Raw genomic sequence first — 14,197 nt, 5'->3', positions numbered from 1 at the left:
GCCGGCTCAGGCGATGATGATGCGGCGGACGAAATCGAGGTTCGACAGGTCGTTGAGCAGGTCGCCGGGGACCGGCTCGTCGGTGATGATGTAGAGCTTCGGGTCGTCGGTGAACTCGGGGTCCTCGCTTATCGTCTGGCGAATCGAGATGCCCGCGTCGGCGAGTTTCGAGGTGACGGTGGCGACGATGCCGGGTTCGTCGGCGTCGGCAACCTCGACGGTGAGCACGGAGAGGTTGAGCACCGGCGCGAGGTCCATCAGGCTCGGAATCGACGAGATGTTCTGGAAGATTCGCCGAAGCTCCTCGTCGTCGAGGATGGCGTCGGTCGTCGAATCGACGACGCGCCTGTCCACGTCGGCCTCGCGGGCGATGCCGGTGTTCGGAATCTCGATACCACCAGAGACGACCCGTCCCTGGTCGTTGACGGAAAAGCCCCGTTCCAAGAGGAGGCGGATGACAGCCTGCTGGCTCGGGCTGCCCTCGAACTTCTCCATAATCTCGTCGAACATTCGTTGGTCGGGGGATTTGCGGGCGGGTGCATTAAGTGGTACGTCGCCGACGGCGGTGGGGCGACGGTGTCGCGGGCCCGACGCCGCGGGGAGGCGACCGACGCCACAGCCGGGGAGTGGGTTTAACCGTCGGCGCGGATACCCGTCGTGCATGCGCGAGCTACGCACCTGCGACTTCTGTGGGACCGACGCCGTCGGCGTGTTCGAGGTACTGCCGCCGGAGTTGACCCCGGCCGACGACCAGCGCCGCGTCGTCCTCTGCGAACACTGCGAGGAGACCCTCAGCGAGGTCATCGCGCCGCTTCTCTCCCGACTCGGCGTCGACGCCGACGTGGACGTGCCCGACGACGCGCGGGCCGAGACCGGCGCGTCCGCGGCACCGGAGCGAACCACGAGCGGCTCGGGCGGCGAGGCCGCCTCCGTCGACGTGAACGCGGTCGACCCCGCGCCGACGCCGCCGGAACCCGCGAATCACGACTCCCCGGACGAGGCCGACGACCACGAGGGGTCGGGAGATGACGCGGGTGGCGACGGCGCGGACGAGACCGAAGAGACAGATGCTGCCGACTGGGAGACCGACGAAGCCGACGACGAAGCCGAATCGACCGACGAGTCCGAGTCGTCCGACGCCGAGGACCGCCAAACCGGCGGGTCGCCCGACCGGAGCGAGGAGCCGCCGAAGTTCCGGAAGGTCATCCGCATCCTCCAGAACCGCGAGTTCCCCGTCGAGCGGGCGGAAGTCGAGGCGCTGGCGTCCGGCGCGTACGACCTCGACGACGACGAGGTGGCCGACATCTTCGACTACGCGGTCGAACGCGGCCTGCTCGTCGACGACTCGGGGACGCTCCGGCGGCCCTGAGCGGTCGAGTGCGGGAGGTCGGAGAGAGAAAGAGGCGGCTACAGTTTTCCTTTCGTGCTCGGCGTGTCCGAGCGCCGCGGGTCCACGCGGGTCGCGTCGTCGAGCGAGCGCGCGAGCGCCTTGAACAGCGCCTCGACCTCGTGGTGGGCGTTGTCGCCCTCGACGCCCGCGTGGAGCGTGAGGCCGGCGTTCATGGCGAGCGACATGGCGAAGTGCTCGGCCATGTGGCTCGTGAACTCGCCGACGTACGGCTGGGAGAACTCGCCCGAGAACTCGAAGAAGGGGCGGCCCGACACGTCCACGACGACGGAGGCGACGGCCTCGTCGAGCGGGACCTTGCGGTCGGCGTAGCGGACGATGCCGCGCTTGTCTCCGAGCGCCTCGGTGAACGCCTCGCCGAGGACGATAGCCACGTCCTCGACGGTGTGGTGGTCGTCGATGTGGAGGTCGCCGTCGCACTGGACCGTCAGGTCGAACAGGCCGTGTTTGGCGAAGGCCTCCAGCATGTGGTCGAAGAATCCGATACCGGTGTCGACGACCGCGTCGCCGTCGCCGTCGATGGACAGCGTCACGTCGATAGTCGTCTCGGACGTCTCGCGGGAGACGGCCGCGCGTCGGTCGGCGTCGCTCATGTCGCGTTCGAAGCGGGCCGCGCATATAGGGATTCTCGTCGTCGAGCGACGGGTGTTCACCCCGCCTGCGCGTCAGACGCTTGTCTGACGGACGTTCATAACTTCGGACGCGTACCGTGGGGTATGCAGCGAAAGGGAGCGCTGGTGGTGGGGTACACCATCTGCGTCGGGGGACTCCTGCTCACCGCGCGGTCCGGGGTCGCTGTCGCGCTCGGCGTCGCGCTGGTGACCCTCGCGGTCGGCGCGGTGGTGCTCGGCGGGGGCGTCAGAAGTGACCGATAGCGAACCGATGCGACGGGAACCGAGTCGTCCGGAGGCGAACGACTGATGCGGCGCGGAGCGACTGCCAGTCCGAAACGGGACGTTGTGACGCTCACTATGCTCGTTCTCGCCGGGCCGTTCCTCGCGACCTCGCGTCCCGAGACCGCGATTATCGGCGCGCTGTTCGTCGCCGTCGGCGTCTACGGCACGGTCGAGAGCCTCGCCGCGGCCGTCCTCGCGTACCTCGACGCATAGCGCCGTAGTGTCGCGTGGCCGCGTAGCGTCTCGGCGCGTCGGCGACTACGCCTCCATCGCTTCTTCGAGCGTGAACCGACCCTCGTAGAGCGCGGTCCCGACGACGGTCGCCGCCGCGCCCGCCTCGCGGAGCGCGCGGATGTCGTCGAGCGAGGCGACGCCGCCGGAGGCGACGACGGGGATATCGACCGCGTCGACGACTGCCGAGGTCGTTTCGAGGTGGACGCCTTCGAGTTGCCCCTCCACGTCGACGTCGGTAAAGAGGATGGCCGCCGCGCCGAGTTCCTCGTAGCGGGCGGCCGCCTCGGCGGGGTCGAGGCCGGTGCCCTCGGTCCAGCCGGAGACGACGACCTCGCCGTCCTTCGCGTCGAGGCTGACCATCACGCCGTCGGGGTAGTCGTCGGCGAGTTCGGCGACGATGTCGGGGTTCTCGACGGCCGCGGTGCCGAGGATGACGCGGTCGACGCCGCGGTCCAAGAGGTCGCGGGCGTCGTCGGCGGTGCGGATGCCGCCGCCGAGTTGGAGCGGCACGTCGACCGCGTCGAGGACGGCGTCGACCGCCGGGGCGTTCTTCCGCTCGCCCTCGAACGCGCCGTCGAGGTCGACGAGGTGGAGCGTCTCCGCGCCGGCGTCGACCCAGCGGCGGGCGGCCTCGACCGGGTCGCCGTAGGTCTTCTCGGTGCCGCGTTCGCCCTGCACGAGTTGGACGACTTCGCCGTCTTGCATGTCGACCGCGGGGACGACTTCGAACTCCGGGAACATACGCCACCGTGGGCGAGCGACGTGCGTAAACGCACCGGATACGGCGACCCGAGTTCACCGAGGAACGTAACGAGCGAACCAACAGTTCGGAACGGCTTTGTCGCGCCGGGGTGCACACACACTCAATGAAACTCTTCGGTTCCAGCGGCACCCGCGGCGTGGTGGGTGAGAGCCTCACCCCGGAGTTCGTCCTCCGCGTCGCGAAGGCCGCCGGCACGGTCTGGAACGCAGACCGGGTCGCCATCGCACGCGACACCCGAACCACGGGCGAGATGTTCGTCAACGCCGCCGAGTCCGGGCTGGCGAGCGTCGGCGTCGACGTGGACGACCTCGGCGTCGTCCCCACCCCCGCCGCGGTCCGGTACTGCGAGAATCAGGGCGTTCCGGGCGTCGTCATCACGGCCTCGCACAACCCGCCGGAGTTCAACGGCGTCAAGCTCGTCGGCGACGACGGCGTCGAACTCGCCGTCGAGGAGTTAGAGCGCATCGAAGACCACATCCTCGCCGAGGAGTTCGACGTGGCCGAGTGGGACGGCGTCGGCAAGACTCGGCGCGTCGAGACGGCGAACGACGACTACCGCGAGGACCTCCTCGCCAACGTCGACCGCGAGAAAATCGCCGACGCGAACCTCACCGTCGCGCTCGACCCCGGCCACGGTGCCGGCTCGCTCGTCACGCCCGACTTCCTCCGTGAACTCGGCTGTGAGGTCCGCACGGTCAACGCCCAACCCGACGGCCACTTCCCCGGTCGCCAGTCCGAACCGGTCCCCGAGAACCTCCGCGACCTCGAACGCCTCGTCCGCGCGACCGACGCCGACGTGGGAATCGCCCACGACGGCGACGCCGACCGGGCCGTCTTCGTGAACGAGCACGGCGAGTCCATCTCCGGTGAGGCGTCGCTGGCCGCTCTCGCGGCCGCCGCCCTCGAACCGGGCGACGCGACCGTCTCCGCCGTGAACGTCTCCCAGCGCCTCGTCGACGTCTGTGAGGAGGTCGGTGCCGAACTCGAACTCACGCCCATCGGCGCGACGAACCTCATCACCCGCATCCGCGAACTCTGGCGCGAGGGTCGGAACGTCCCCGTCGCCGGCGAAGGCAACGGAGGCGTGTTCTACCCGAACTACCGCCTCGTCCGCGACGGCGCGTACATCGCGGCGAAGTTCCTCGAACTCGTCGCCGAGCGCCCGCCGAGCGAACTCGTCGCGCCCTACGAGGACTACTACAACGTCCGCATCAACCTCGAATACGACGAGGAAGCCGAGCTGACGGCGATGCTCAACGCCGCGGCCGACTACGCCGAATCGGCCGACGCGACCCCGAACACGACCGACGGCTACCGCCTCGACTACGGCGACGCGTGGGTCCTCGTCCGCCCCTCCGGGACCGAGCCGAAAGTCCGCGTCTACGCCGAAGGTCGCTCCGAGGAGCGCGCGACCGAACTCGCCGAAGACGCCGCCGACGCGCTCCGAAGCGCGGTCGCGACGCTGTAACTCGGCGGCAGAACCGACGGAAAAATCTCTTTTCGCGCGCCGCTCACAGGCTAATCGCCGCGAACAGGAGCGCCAGCGCCCCGAACACCAACAGCATGAAGCCGCGTTCGAGGTCGTCGCCGTCGAGTTCGTCGTCCGGCGGGTCCTCGCGGGTCGGGTCGAGGACGAACTCCGGGTCGTCCGAGCGGGCGACCCGGCGGGCGGCGGCGGCGCTCTTGAGCAGTCGGCCGCCGAGGGCGAAACAGCTCAAGCCCACGACGATGGCGACCAGCGAAATCGGATTGACGCTCAGCATCGGCCCGCGACCGTGGTCATCGGCCGGTCGGCGTGCCGGCGGCCGTGGTTATCGTATCAGTCGCGCCCGTCATCGGTCGGCTCGCATCGGTCACTCGTCGTCGTAGACCGCGTCGGGGTCGAAGACGCGCTCGCCGACGTTCTCGCCCTCGACGGTGCGGTAGAAACACGACCGGTGGCCGGTGTGGCACGCCCCGACGTTCTGGTCGACGAGGTACAGCAGGGTGTCGGCGTCGCAGTCGACGCGGACCTCCCGAATCTCCTGTGTGTGGCCGCTGGATGCGCCCTTCTCCCAGAGTTCGTCGCGGCTCCGCGAGTAGTAGTGCGCCCGGCCCGTCTCGATGGTCCGGTCGAGCGCCTCCGGCGAGACGTACGCCAGCATGAGCACCTCTCCGGAGTCGGCGTCCTGCGCCACGGCGGGGACGAGTCCGTCCTCGCCGAAGTCGACATCGACGGTCATGATTCGGGCCACGCGGTCGTGGGGGTTATCTCTTGTGCGTCGCCGCGCGGACGGCGCTCGGCACGGCCCTCCGCGGGAACTCAGACGATACCGAGCGCGCCGAGGACGCCGAAGAGGATGTCGCCGTAGCCGAACGCGACGACGAGGCCGACGAACATGGGAACGAGAAACGGGATGCCCGGCGAAATCCACACCGACTCGCGGGCCGTCACGAGTTCCAGTCCGCCGCGGAGCTTCTCGGGCGAGGTGCCGTAGGCGGTTCCCTCGATGCTGTCGAGGAACTGGGCCGCGCCCCACGGGTCGTCGAACGATGCGCCCGGCGCGGCTTCGCCGCCGTCCACGGTCTCGCCGTCGCCGTCGAAATCGGCCGACGTGCCGCCGTCGGTGGCCGCACGGTGGACCGCGCCGTCGGTCGGGTCGAACGTCTCGCCGATGCTGTCGGGGTCGCGGAGGGCGTCTGGGTCCGCCAGCAGGTCCGCGAACGTGAGGCCGCGCCAGCGGAGGTACATCCGAAGCGCGTCGAGGTCGAGGCCGTTCCGCGTGATTCCCTCGGGCGACTCGAACAGGCGGCCGTGGGCAGTCGAGAGCGACGCCACGGAGACGCGGCGGCCGACGAACGAGATGGGGAACTCGAACTCGCCGTCGGCGAGGTTCCGGGCGGCGAGGAACAGCGGGTAGGCGAGGCCGACGATGACCGTGTTCGTGAGAATCGTCATCGAGAAGACGCCGAGGCGGGTGGCGGCGAGCGGGAACTCCGTTCCGGCGATGACGTAACTGGGGAACGTCGGGAGCAGGACGGCGAACACCATGAGCGCCTTCGCGTCCGCGCCGCCGAAGCCGCCGAGCCGCCAGAACAGGTACGAAAGCGGGACGACGAAACAGACGCTCACGGCGACGCGAATCAGATAGAGCCGGTCGAGCACCGTCTCGGGCGGGAGGTGGCCGACCAGTTCCCACGCGAGCAGGACGACGCCCAGCGCCGCGAGCGGATACCAGACGACGTTGGGGACGCGACGCGTGCGGACGTCGCGGACCGCGGTCCACGCGAGGACGGGGAGCACCACCAACCGCAGGAGGTCGGGGAGCGTACCGATACCGAACATACCCGCAGACTGGGGGCAGGGGAGTTAGGTGTTCGGGACGGGTATCAATCCTGAAACCGACCCCGGCGGCGGGTCAGAACGCCGCGAGTTCGACGAACGCGACGAGCCGAATCGAGAGCCAGAACAGCGCCATCGCGGCCGCGGGGACCCACACCGACTTCGAGCGGTGGTAGCCGAAGGCGGCGAGTCCGAACGCGAGCGCCCACAGGACGTGCTTGACGCCGCCGGGAACGTCGGCGAAGGCGGTTCCGAGCGCGACCGCGCCGAGCAGTCCGAAGGCGAACACGGGGGCGAGCGCCGGCCGCGAGACGTGGCGGAGCGAGCGCTCGGCCGCGCTTCGATACGTCACGCCGACCGCGACACAGCCGCAGACGGTCGCGACGAGGAGAAGGCCGAGGACGGTGACGCGCCACGGTTTCGGGAAGACGACGAGCGTGAACGCGGCGTCCCGAAGCACCGAGTGAAAGAACGTCGCGAGCGCGGTCGCAGCGACGACCGCGCGAACGGGCGCGAGACCGACCCGCGACGAGGCGAGGTCGAACGCGACCGCGACGAGGAGACCGAACCCGACCCCGGTGAGCACCACGTCTTCGGCGGCCTGAACTGCCGCCGTCACGACCGACGCCTCGGGATGGTACGTCCACCCGAGAAGCGCGGCGAGAGAGGCGTCGAACCCGACCGCGAAGACGACGCTCAGTGCGACGACGGCGAGCGCGGGAGCGAGAACCGTCGCCGCCACGTCGGCGAGTCGGGCGCGCTCGGGGAACCCGAACGACGGCGGGACACCGCGATAGCGCGCGTAGACGAGCGACGGAACCGCGAGGCCGGCGACGTTCGGCGACGCGAGCGTCCCCGCTACCGGGACGCCGAGGAGTCTGAGCGCGACCCAGTAGCTGACAGCGCTCGTAACCGTGAGACAGGCGAGAAACAGTCCGATTCGGCCGAGTTCGGTCGCTTCGCTCGGGAGCGAGCGGTCGGGGCGAAACGCGCGGACGGCGGTCGCGAACCTCGACACGGATGGAGCGACCGTGCCGCGGGACAAATCGCTGTCGGCCGCTCGACTCGAACGGGAGAGGAAACGGCGGACCTACCGGTCACGGGCCGGTGCGTCGAAAGAAATGTTCGGGTGAGCGCCTTAGATGACGCGGTTCTGCAGGTAGTCGAGGTGCTTCGCGTTGTAGACGATCTTGACCTCGTCCTCGACCGGCGAACCGATGCAGGTGAGACGGACGTTCTTGTCGTTGACTTCCTCGTCGGAGAGAATCTGCTGCATGTCCATCTCGATTTCGCCTTCCTTGAGGATGGACGCGCAGTTCGCACAGGCACCGGCACGGCAGCTGAAGGGCCAGTCGTAGCCCTGCGCCTCTGCGGCTTCGAGGATGTACTCGCCCTGATTAACTTCCATCTCACCGTAGTCTTCGGCGTCGAGACCGGCGTCGGCGGCCTGTTCGAAGAGGTCGTCGTCGTCGAGGTCCCAGCCGTTGTCGTCGAGAACTTCGTAGTTGAGGTAGGTTACCGTGGGCATCGACAGAGGATTCGAAGGCCACCCCATTAGACTTTGCTGTTCCGTGCGCCGAATTCGACCCGCGGCACGGCGGCGGTCGCCCGTTTGTTTCATTGTTGACCGTGATGGTTTCGAATCAGCCGATGCGACGGTCGAACGCTTCAGATAATGCCAGCGGAGAACAGCGCGTACGACGCGATGGCCGAAAGCGAGGGCGTGAGCATCCAGAAGAAGATGACCCGCCCGGTCGTGCCGGGGTCGAACAGGTCCTGCGCGGAGAGTTCGTCCGGCGCTTCCTCGCCCATCTTCGGCACCTCGTCCTCGCGCTCGACGGTGAGCGCGTTGACCGACACCTGCGGGGCCTCGCCGCCGCTCAGGGCCTCGCCGAGGGTGACGGTGCGGGTCGCCCGTCCCCAGCCGAGACCGACGATGCACATCGTCGCGCTCACGGCGAGGCTGGCGGGGATGCCGATAGCCGACAGGAAGGAGATGAGCGACGCGCTCACCGTCTCGACGATGAGCGCCGCGAGGATGGGCAACTGCGTGAGGTCGTTGCCGACGGTGTCGAGCGTCCGGCGGGCGATGGTGAACGCGCCGAGGCCGATGGCACCGCCGGCGACGAGGATGCCCGTGTTCATATCGAGCGCGCCGTTGCCGACGAGCGGGGCGACCGCGTTGGCGACGTTCGACGCGCCCGCGGAGAACGCCATGTAACAGGCGACGACGACGACGAGGACGGTGCTCCCGAACTCGCGGTACGTCGTGTTCGGCCCGAGTCGCGGCCGCGGGATGCCGCCATCGCGGTCGAGCGTGACGAGCGCGCCGGGGCTCTGGTCGAGTTTGAGCCACGCGTCGAGGTAGGGGTAGACGTACCGCCCGATGACCGCGCATATCCAGAAGGCGATGACGGGCGCGACAATCCACCACGAGATGATTTCGAGCATTACGCCGGCGTCGAGCGACCCGTGGGCGAGGCCGAGTCCCGCGATGGCCCCGACCGCCGTCATCGACGTGGAGGCGGGGACGCCGAAAGTGTTGGAGACCAACAGCGCGAGGCCGACGAAAAAGAGGACGGCGACGCTCACCGGGAGGGTGAACTCGCTTTGCGGGACGATTTCGCCGCCCATCTTAGCGACGACCTCTCGACCGAGAGTCCACCCGCCGAGGAGCGCGAACCCGGTCATGAGGGCCGCGGCGGCGAGTTTCCCGAGCACATCGCTCCCGACCGCAGGGCCGAAGGCGACCCCCGTGGACGAGCCGCCGATGTTGAACCCGACGAACACTGCCACTATGAGACCGACGAAGAGGAGTGCTTCTACCACGGAGTTACCTACTGGCGCAGGCACAAAAGTGACGGCGGTCGGTCGCCGACTCGTCCGCCGACGCTGACGCCGACGCCGACGACGGCGTGGCGACCGGGAGCGACTCGGCCGAGGCGGGCGCGCTCAGTTCGACGCGGCGCGAATCGCCTGGTCGAGGTCGTCGATGATGTCGTCTACGTCCTCGATGCCGACCGACAGGCGGACCATGTCGGGCGTGACGCCCGCGGCGGCCTGCTCGTCTTCGGTGAGTTGCTGGTGCGTCGTGGACGACGGGTGGATGACGAGCGTCTTCGCGTCGCCGACGTTGGCGAGGAGCGAGGCGAGTTCGACGTTGTTGACGGTGCCCTTGGCGGCCTCGTAGCCGTCGGTGAGGCCGAAGGTAATCATCCCGCCGTAGCCGCCATCGAGGTACTTCGACGCCTCCTCGTGGGTCTCGTGGGATTCGAGGCCGGGGTAGTTCACCCACGACACCTTCTCGTGGTCGTCTAAGAACTCCGCGACGGCCTGGGCGTTCTCGCAGTGCGCGCGCATCCGAAGCGGGAGCGATTCGAGCTTTTCGAGCGTCTGCCACGCGTCGAACGGCGACTGGGCGTTGCCGAGGTCGCGCAGACCGCGGGCGATGGCGGCGTAGGTGAAGCCGGCGGGGCCGAACGTCTCGTCGAAGTTGACGCCGTGGTACGCCGGGTTCGGCTTCGCGATTTCGGGGTAGTCGTCGGCGTACTCGTCCCACGGGAAGGTGCCGCCGTCGACGAGGATGCCGCCGATGGTCGTGCCGGCGCCGTGAATCCACTTCGTCGTGGACTGCCAGACGAGGTCCGCGCCGTGCTCGATGGGGTTACAGAGGTACGGCGTGGCGAACGTGTTGTCCACGAACAGCGGCGTCCCGTGGTCGTGGGCGACCTCCGCGATGGCCTCGATGTCGGGCGTCACGAGCGCCGGGTTGCCGATGGTTTCGAGGTGGACGAACGCGGTGTCGTCGTCGATGGCCTCCTCGTAGGCGTCCACGTCGAGGGTGTCCACGAACCGGGTCGTGACGCCACGGCGCTCGACGGTGTGGGTGAGGTAGGTGTAGGTCCCGCCGTACAGCGACGACGCGGAGACGATGTTGTCGCCGGCCGAGGCGAGCAGGAAGGTCGCGAGGTCGAACGCGGCCATCCCGGACGACGTGGCGACCGCGCCCACGCCGCCTTCGAGCGAGGCGAGACGCTCCTGCAGCATCCCGACGGTCGGGTTCATCAGCCGCGAGTAGATGTGTCCCGGCTTTTCGAGGGCGAACTGCGCGGCCGCGTCGGCGGCGTCCTCGAAGACGTACGAGGTGGTCTGGTACAGCGGCGGGGCGCGCGCGCCCGTCGCGGAGTCGGGGCTCTGTCCGGCGTGGAGGCTCCGAGTGTGGAAACCCGGACTGTCGTCGTCGCTCATACCCGAACGTCGAATCGGACGGGCGTAAAGCGCGGTGGCGGTCGCAATTCCCGCCGGCTTCTGCGACGCGGTAGCAATTGACAAGAAGCCCCTGAGAACCGAGGGCGAGCGTCCGCCACGACCGCCCGCGCCTCAGCGCGAGAACAGCGAGGAGTGGACCGGGGCGAAGTCCTCGTCTTCCTCGGGTTCGCCGCCGTCGGGCGCGGTGTCGGTCACGGCGCGGCCCGCGACGCCCTCGTCGACGAAGTCACCGAGCGGCGGCCCGACCTTCTCGGGTTCGACGAGGAAGGCGTCGTGACCGTGGTCGGACTCGACGACGTGGTGTGCGACCGGCACGTCGACGCGGCGGAACGCGCCCGCGAGCGACTCGGACTGTTCGGTCGTGAAGTGCCAGTCGCCGGTAAAGGAGACGAGGAGCGACTCGCCCTCGAAGGCGGCGAGCGCGGCCGCGTCGGACTCGTAGCCCTCCGAGAGGTCGAAGTCGTCCATGGCGCGCGTGAGGTACAGATACGCGTTGGCGTCGAACCGCTCGGCGAACTTCTCGGCCTGGTAGTCGAGGTAGGACTCGACCTCGCGGTACGGGAAGAAGGACGCCGCGGGGTCCGAGGGGAAGGCGTCGCCGCGGTCGCCGCGACCCGCGGAGCGCCGGCCGAACTTGCGCTCCATCGAGTCTTTCGAGAGGTACATCAGGTGGCCGAGTTGGCGGGCGAGTCCGAGGCCCGCGTCGGGCGAGGGCTGGTCCTCGCCGTAGTAGTCGCCGCCGTTCCAGTTCGGGTCCGAGGTGATGGCGCGGCGGGCGACGGCGTCGATGCCGAGACACTGCGAATCGAGGCGGGCCGCGGACGCGACGACCGCAAGGCGCTCCACGTCATCGGGGAACTGCACGGCCCAGTCGAGCGCGTTCATGCCGCCGACGGAACCGCCGACGACGGCGTGCAGGCGGCCGACGCCGAGGTGGTCGAGCAGGCGGCGCTGGGCGCGGGTCCAGTCGTGGACGGTGACCGGCGGGAAGTCGGTCCCCCACGGTTCGCCGTCCGGTCCATCGCTGGCCGGGCCGCTCGTACCGTAACACGACCCCGGGACGTTCACACAGATGACGTAGTAGTCGTTGGTGTCGATGGCCTTGCCCGGCCCGACGATGTCGCCCCACCACGCGCGGGCCTGCCCGGAGACGCCCGACTCGGTGCCGTGGCCGGCGACGTGCTGGCTCCCGGTGAGACCGTGACAGACGAGGACCGCGTTCTGCCCGTCGAACTCGCCGTAGGCCTCGTAGGCGACTTTCAGGTCGGGCAGTATCTCGCCCGACTCGAACTCGTGTTCGCCGATGTCGACGACGTCGGATTCGACCCGGCGGCCGGGCGTGGTTCGCGTTCGGCTCATCGCTCCTCCGAGCCTCCGTCCGTCTGCTGACGCAGGGCGTGTTCGATTGCCTGGTCGAGGTCGGCGATGATGTCGTCGGCGTCCTCGATGCCGACCGACAGCCGGAGCATGTCGGGCGCGACGCCCGCGGCGCGCTGTTCGTCCATCGAGAGCTGGGCGTGCGTGGTCGAGGCGGGATGGATGAGCAGCGTCTTCGCGTCGCCGATGTTGGCGAGGAAGCTCACGAGGTCGACCGACTCGCAGACGGTCTTGGCGGCCCCGTAGGCCGCCTCGTCGTCCTCGCCGTCGAGGCCGAAGGTGACCATGCCGGCGTAGCCGCCCTGCAGGTACTCCGAGGCGAGGTCGTGGGTCTCGTGGTCCTCGAAGCCGGGGTAGGTGACCCACGCGACGCCGTCGCGGTCGCGGAGGAACTCGGCGACGCGGCGGGCGTTGTCGCAGTGGGCGCGCATCCGAAGCGCGAGCGTCTCGACGCCCTGGAGGGTCTGCCACGCGTCGAACGGCGACTGGCAACTGCCGGTGCTCCTGACGGCGCGCTGGCGGACGGCCTCGGCGAAGGCGCGCTCGCCGAACCGCTCGACGAAGTCGACGCCGAACGCGGGGTTCTCGCCGGAGAGTTCGTCGTAGTCGGCCGCGTCCCACGGGAAGGTGCCGCCGTCGACGACGACGCCGCCGACGGTCGTGCCGGAGCCGTGGAGCCACTTCGTCGTGGACTCCCAGACGATGTCAGCGCCGTGTTCGATGGGTCGGCAGAGCGCGGGCGTGGCGAACGTGTTGTCCACGACGAGCGGGACGCGGTGCTCGTGGGCGACCGCCGCGATGGCTTCGAAGTCGGGCGTCTTCAGCGAGGGGTTCGCCACCGTCTCGACGTGGACGAAGGCGGTGTCGTCGTCGATGGCCGCCTCGTAGGCGTCCACGTCGAGCGTCTCGACGGTCCGGGATTCGATGCCCCGCCTGACGGCGGTCTTCGAGAAGTACGAGGCCGTGCCGCCGTACATGTCCTCCGAGAGGACGACGTTGTCGCCGACCGACGCGAGGACGGTCGTGAGCGCGTCGAGGGCACCCATCCCCGACGCGGTGGCGACCGCGTCGACGCCCGATTCGAGGGCGGCGAGGCGGCGTTCGAGGATGCGGGTCGTCGGGTTGGAGATGCGGGAGTAGACGTCGCCGTCGGCTTCGAGGGCGTACAGGTCCGCGGCGTGGTCCGCGTCGTCGAAGACGTACGACGTGGTCTGATAGAGTGGCGGGGCGCGGGCCCCTGTCGCCGGGTCCGGGTCCTGTCCGGCGTGGAGGCCGAGCGTGCGGAAGCCTCGGTTCATGTATGAGGTGCATAATCTTGGACAGAGGAATAACCGTCAGTTACGGCAAGCGTTGCCCGTGGTTGGGGGTGAAAAGCGGCGGCCGGCCCGGAGGACGGCGCGGGAGAGAAGAGACGGTCCGCATCGGAGGGCAAGTTGCATACCTCGGCGGCGCGAGAGTCGGAGTAACCCATGAAGTGTCTCCGGGCTCACTTCGACGACGACGTGCGCCGGCTGCTCGAACTCGTGGACGAACACGACCTGCTTCTCGACACGCCGATTCGGCTCACCCGCGACGGCGTCGTCGTCAACGTCCTCGGGAGCCACGCGCAACTCTCGGGCGCGGTCACGTCGCTCCCCGACTCGCTCACCGACGCGTTCTGCGTGGACGGCCTCTCGGACTACGAACCGGTCCGCGGCGGCGTCCGCGCGGACCTCACCGCCCGCCAGCGCGAAGTGCTCGACACCGCCGTCGAGCGCGGCTACTACGACATCCCGCGGCGGGTGTCGGTCGAGGAACTCGCCGCCGAACTCGACTGCTCGCAGAGCACCGTCTCGGAACACCTCCGGAAGGTCGAATCGCGCGTGATGAACCGCCTCGGGTGACCGTCGTCGCCGTCGCGTCACCGACTTGGAGAGCCACTATATAAA

General features: G+C 69.1%; 16 protein-coding genes and 1 pseudogene. 5 read left to right on the top strand and 12 right to left on the bottom strand.

Annotated features, from left to right (window positions below):
* Positions 1-6 precede the first annotated feature (6 nt).
* Complete coding sequence (locus AUR65_RS04155; RefSeq protein WP_058568842.1) at positions 7-510, bottom strand: ACT domain-containing protein; 504 nt, start codon at positions 508-510, stop codon at positions 7-9.
* Between the two features lie 151 nt (positions 511-661).
* Between AUR65_RS04155 and AUR65_RS04150 the strand changes: the two genes are divergently transcribed.
* Positions 662-1,369 carry an ICP22 family protein gene (locus tag AUR65_RS04150; RefSeq protein ID WP_058568841.1) on the top strand — a complete coding sequence of 236 codons (708 nt, stop codon included), beginning with the start codon at positions 662-664 and terminating at the stop codon, positions 1,367-1,369.
* 38 nt (positions 1,370-1,407) lie between these two features.
* Here the strand turns inward: AUR65_RS04150 and hisB are convergent, their stop codons facing one another.
* Entirely contained in the window at positions 1,408-2,001 is a 594-nt protein-coding gene (gene hisB, locus AUR65_RS04145) for an imidazoleglycerol-phosphate dehydratase HisB (RefSeq protein WP_058568840.1), read from the bottom strand.
* Positions 2,002-2,124: 123 nt separating this feature from the next.
* Between hisB and AUR65_RS20160 the strand changes: the two genes are divergently transcribed.
* Positions 2,125-2,283 (top strand): hypothetical protein, encoded by a 159-nt coding sequence (locus AUR65_RS20160; protein WP_233194314.1) that lies wholly within the window; start codon positions 2,125-2,127, stop codon positions 2,281-2,283.
* Between the two features lie 45 nt (positions 2,284-2,328).
* Positions 2,329-2,517, top strand: a complete 189-nt coding sequence (locus tag AUR65_RS04135) for a hypothetical protein (RefSeq protein WP_058568839.1) — start codon at positions 2,329-2,331, stop codon at positions 2,515-2,517.
* Between the two features lie 45 nt (positions 2,518-2,562).
* Here the strand turns inward: AUR65_RS04135 and hisA are convergent, their stop codons facing one another.
* Positions 2,563-3,279, bottom strand: coding sequence for a 1-(5-phosphoribosyl)-5-[(5-phosphoribosylamino)methylideneamino]imidazole-4-carboxamide isomerase (gene hisA / locus AUR65_RS04130; RefSeq protein ID WP_058568838.1), 717 nt, complete (start codon positions 3,277-3,279; stop codon positions 2,563-2,565).
* A 125-nt stretch (positions 3,280-3,404) separates the two neighbouring features.
* On the opposite strand from hisA, the gene glmM reads away from it, so the two are divergent.
* The gene (gene glmM / locus AUR65_RS04125) at positions 3,405-4,769 is read left to right on the top strand and encodes a phosphoglucosamine mutase (protein ID WP_058568837.1); all 1,365 of its coding nucleotides are present in this window, start codon (positions 3,405-3,407) and stop codon (positions 4,767-4,769) included.
* 43 nt (positions 4,770-4,812) lie between these two features.
* On the opposite strand, the gene AUR65_RS04120 is transcribed toward glmM, so the two are convergent.
* The 9 genes from AUR65_RS04120 to AUR65_RS04080 all read right to left on the bottom strand — a co-directional run bounded on the left by AUR65_RS04120 (position 4,813) and on the right by AUR65_RS04080 (position 13,567).
* Positions 4,813-5,064, bottom strand: coding sequence for a hypothetical protein (locus tag AUR65_RS04120; protein ID WP_058568836.1), 252 nt, complete (start codon positions 5,062-5,064; stop codon positions 4,813-4,815).
* A 90-nt stretch (positions 5,065-5,154) separates the two neighbouring features.
* Positions 5,155-5,523, bottom strand: a complete 369-nt coding sequence (gene hisI / locus AUR65_RS04115) for a phosphoribosyl-AMP cyclohydrolase (RefSeq protein WP_058568835.1) — start codon at positions 5,521-5,523, stop codon at positions 5,155-5,157.
* Between the two features lie 80 nt (positions 5,524-5,603).
* Entirely contained in the window at positions 5,604-6,626 is a 1,023-nt protein-coding gene (locus AUR65_RS04110; protein ID WP_058568834.1) for an A24 family peptidase, read from the bottom strand.
* A 73-nt stretch (positions 6,627-6,699) separates the two neighbouring features.
* On the bottom strand, positions 6,700-7,641 hold the full coding sequence (locus AUR65_RS04105) for a hypothetical protein (protein ID WP_058568833.1): 942 nt from the start codon (positions 7,639-7,641) through the stop codon (positions 6,700-6,702).
* Positions 7,642-7,761: 120 nt separating this feature from the next.
* Positions 7,762-8,151 (bottom strand): ferredoxin Fer, encoded by a 390-nt coding sequence (fer, locus tag AUR65_RS04100; RefSeq protein ID WP_004974109.1) that lies wholly within the window; start codon positions 8,149-8,151, stop codon positions 7,762-7,764.
* Positions 8,152-8,291: 140 nt separating this feature from the next.
* Positions 8,292-9,413 carry an inorganic phosphate transporter gene (locus tag AUR65_RS04095; RefSeq protein WP_199180562.1) on the bottom strand — a complete coding sequence of 374 codons (1,122 nt, stop codon included), beginning with the start codon at positions 9,411-9,413 and terminating at the stop codon, positions 8,292-8,294.
* A gap of 162 nt (positions 9,414-9,575) precedes the next feature.
* Positions 9,576-10,871, bottom strand: coding sequence for an O-acetylhomoserine aminocarboxypropyltransferase/cysteine synthase family protein (locus AUR65_RS04090; RefSeq protein WP_007274674.1), 1,296 nt, complete (start codon positions 10,869-10,871; stop codon positions 9,576-9,578).
* A gap of 132 nt (positions 10,872-11,003) precedes the next feature.
* Positions 11,004-12,251 (bottom strand): homoserine O-acetyltransferase MetX, encoded by a 1,248-nt coding sequence (gene metX, locus AUR65_RS04085; protein WP_058568831.1) that lies wholly within the window; start codon positions 12,249-12,251, stop codon positions 11,004-11,006.
* Positions 12,248-13,567: an O-acetylhomoserine aminocarboxypropyltransferase/cysteine synthase family protein gene (locus AUR65_RS04080; protein ID WP_058568830.1), complete on the bottom strand. Its 1,320-nt coding sequence runs from the start codon at positions 13,565-13,567 to the stop codon at positions 12,248-12,250. The genes metX and AUR65_RS04080 overlap by 4 nt, the downstream gene beginning before the upstream one ends.
* Positions 13,568-13,762: 195 nt before the next feature.
* On the opposite strand from AUR65_RS04080, the pseudogene AUR65_RS04075 reads away from it, so the two are divergent.
* Positions 13,763-14,152: pseudogene (locus AUR65_RS04075) on the top strand (helix-turn-helix domain-containing protein); the annotation flags it as partial.
* Between the last annotated feature and the right edge of the window lie 45 nt (positions 14,153-14,197).

It is taken from the genome of Haloferax marisrubri (genome assembly GCF_001469875.2).
Classification (GTDB): domain Archaea; phylum Halobacteriota; class Halobacteria; order Halobacteriales; family Haloferacaceae; genus Haloferax; species Haloferax marisrubri.
Note: the sequence above shows the minus strand (reverse complement) of the source record. Positions and strands in the feature narration are given on the sequence as shown.

Bases quoted from the DNA above. Each gene is read 5' to 3' on its own strand.
- AUR65_RS04155 (WP_058568842.1), bottom strand. From the start codon at position 510: ATGTTCGACGAGATTATGGAGAAGTTCGAGGGCAGCCCGAGCCAGCAG.
- AUR65_RS04150 (WP_058568841.1), top strand. From the start codon at position 662: ATGCGCGAGCTACGCACCTGCGACTTCTGTGGGACCGACGCCGTCGGC.
- hisB (WP_058568840.1), bottom strand. From the start codon at position 2,001: ATGAGCGACGCCGACCGACGCGCGGCCGTCTCCCGCGAGACGTCCGAG.
- AUR65_RS20160 (WP_233194314.1), top strand. From the start codon at position 2,125: ATGCAGCGAAAGGGAGCGCTGGTGGTGGGGTACACCATCTGCGTCGGG.
- AUR65_RS04135 (WP_058568839.1), top strand. From the start codon at position 2,329: ATGCGGCGCGGAGCGACTGCCAGTCCGAAACGGGACGTTGTGACGCTC.
- hisA (WP_058568838.1), bottom strand. From the start codon at position 3,279: ATGTTCCCGGAGTTCGAAGTCGTCCCCGCGGTCGACATGCAAGACGGC.
- glmM (WP_058568837.1), top strand. From the start codon at position 3,405: ATGAAACTCTTCGGTTCCAGCGGCACCCGCGGCGTGGTGGGTGAGAGC.
- AUR65_RS04120 (WP_058568836.1), bottom strand. From the start codon at position 5,064: ATGCTGAGCGTCAATCCGATTTCGCTGGTCGCCATCGTCGTGGGCTTG.
- hisI (WP_058568835.1), bottom strand. From the start codon at position 5,523: ATGACCGTCGATGTCGACTTCGGCGAGGACGGACTCGTCCCCGCCGTG.
- AUR65_RS04110 (WP_058568834.1), bottom strand. From the start codon at position 6,626: ATGTTCGGTATCGGTACGCTCCCCGACCTCCTGCGGTTGGTGGTGCTC.
- fer (WP_004974109.1), bottom strand. From the start codon at position 8,151: ATGCCCACGGTAACCTACCTCAACTACGAAGTTCTCGACGACAACGGC.
- AUR65_RS04090 (WP_007274674.1), bottom strand. From the start codon at position 10,871: ATGAGCGACGACGACAGTCCGGGTTTCCACACTCGGAGCCTCCACGCC.
- metX (WP_058568831.1), bottom strand. From the start codon at position 12,251: ATGAGCCGAACGCGAACCACGCCCGGCCGCCGGGTCGAATCCGACGTC.
- AUR65_RS04080 (WP_058568830.1), bottom strand. From the start codon at position 13,567: ATGAACCGAGGCTTCCGCACGCTCGGCCTCCACGCCGGACAGGACCCG.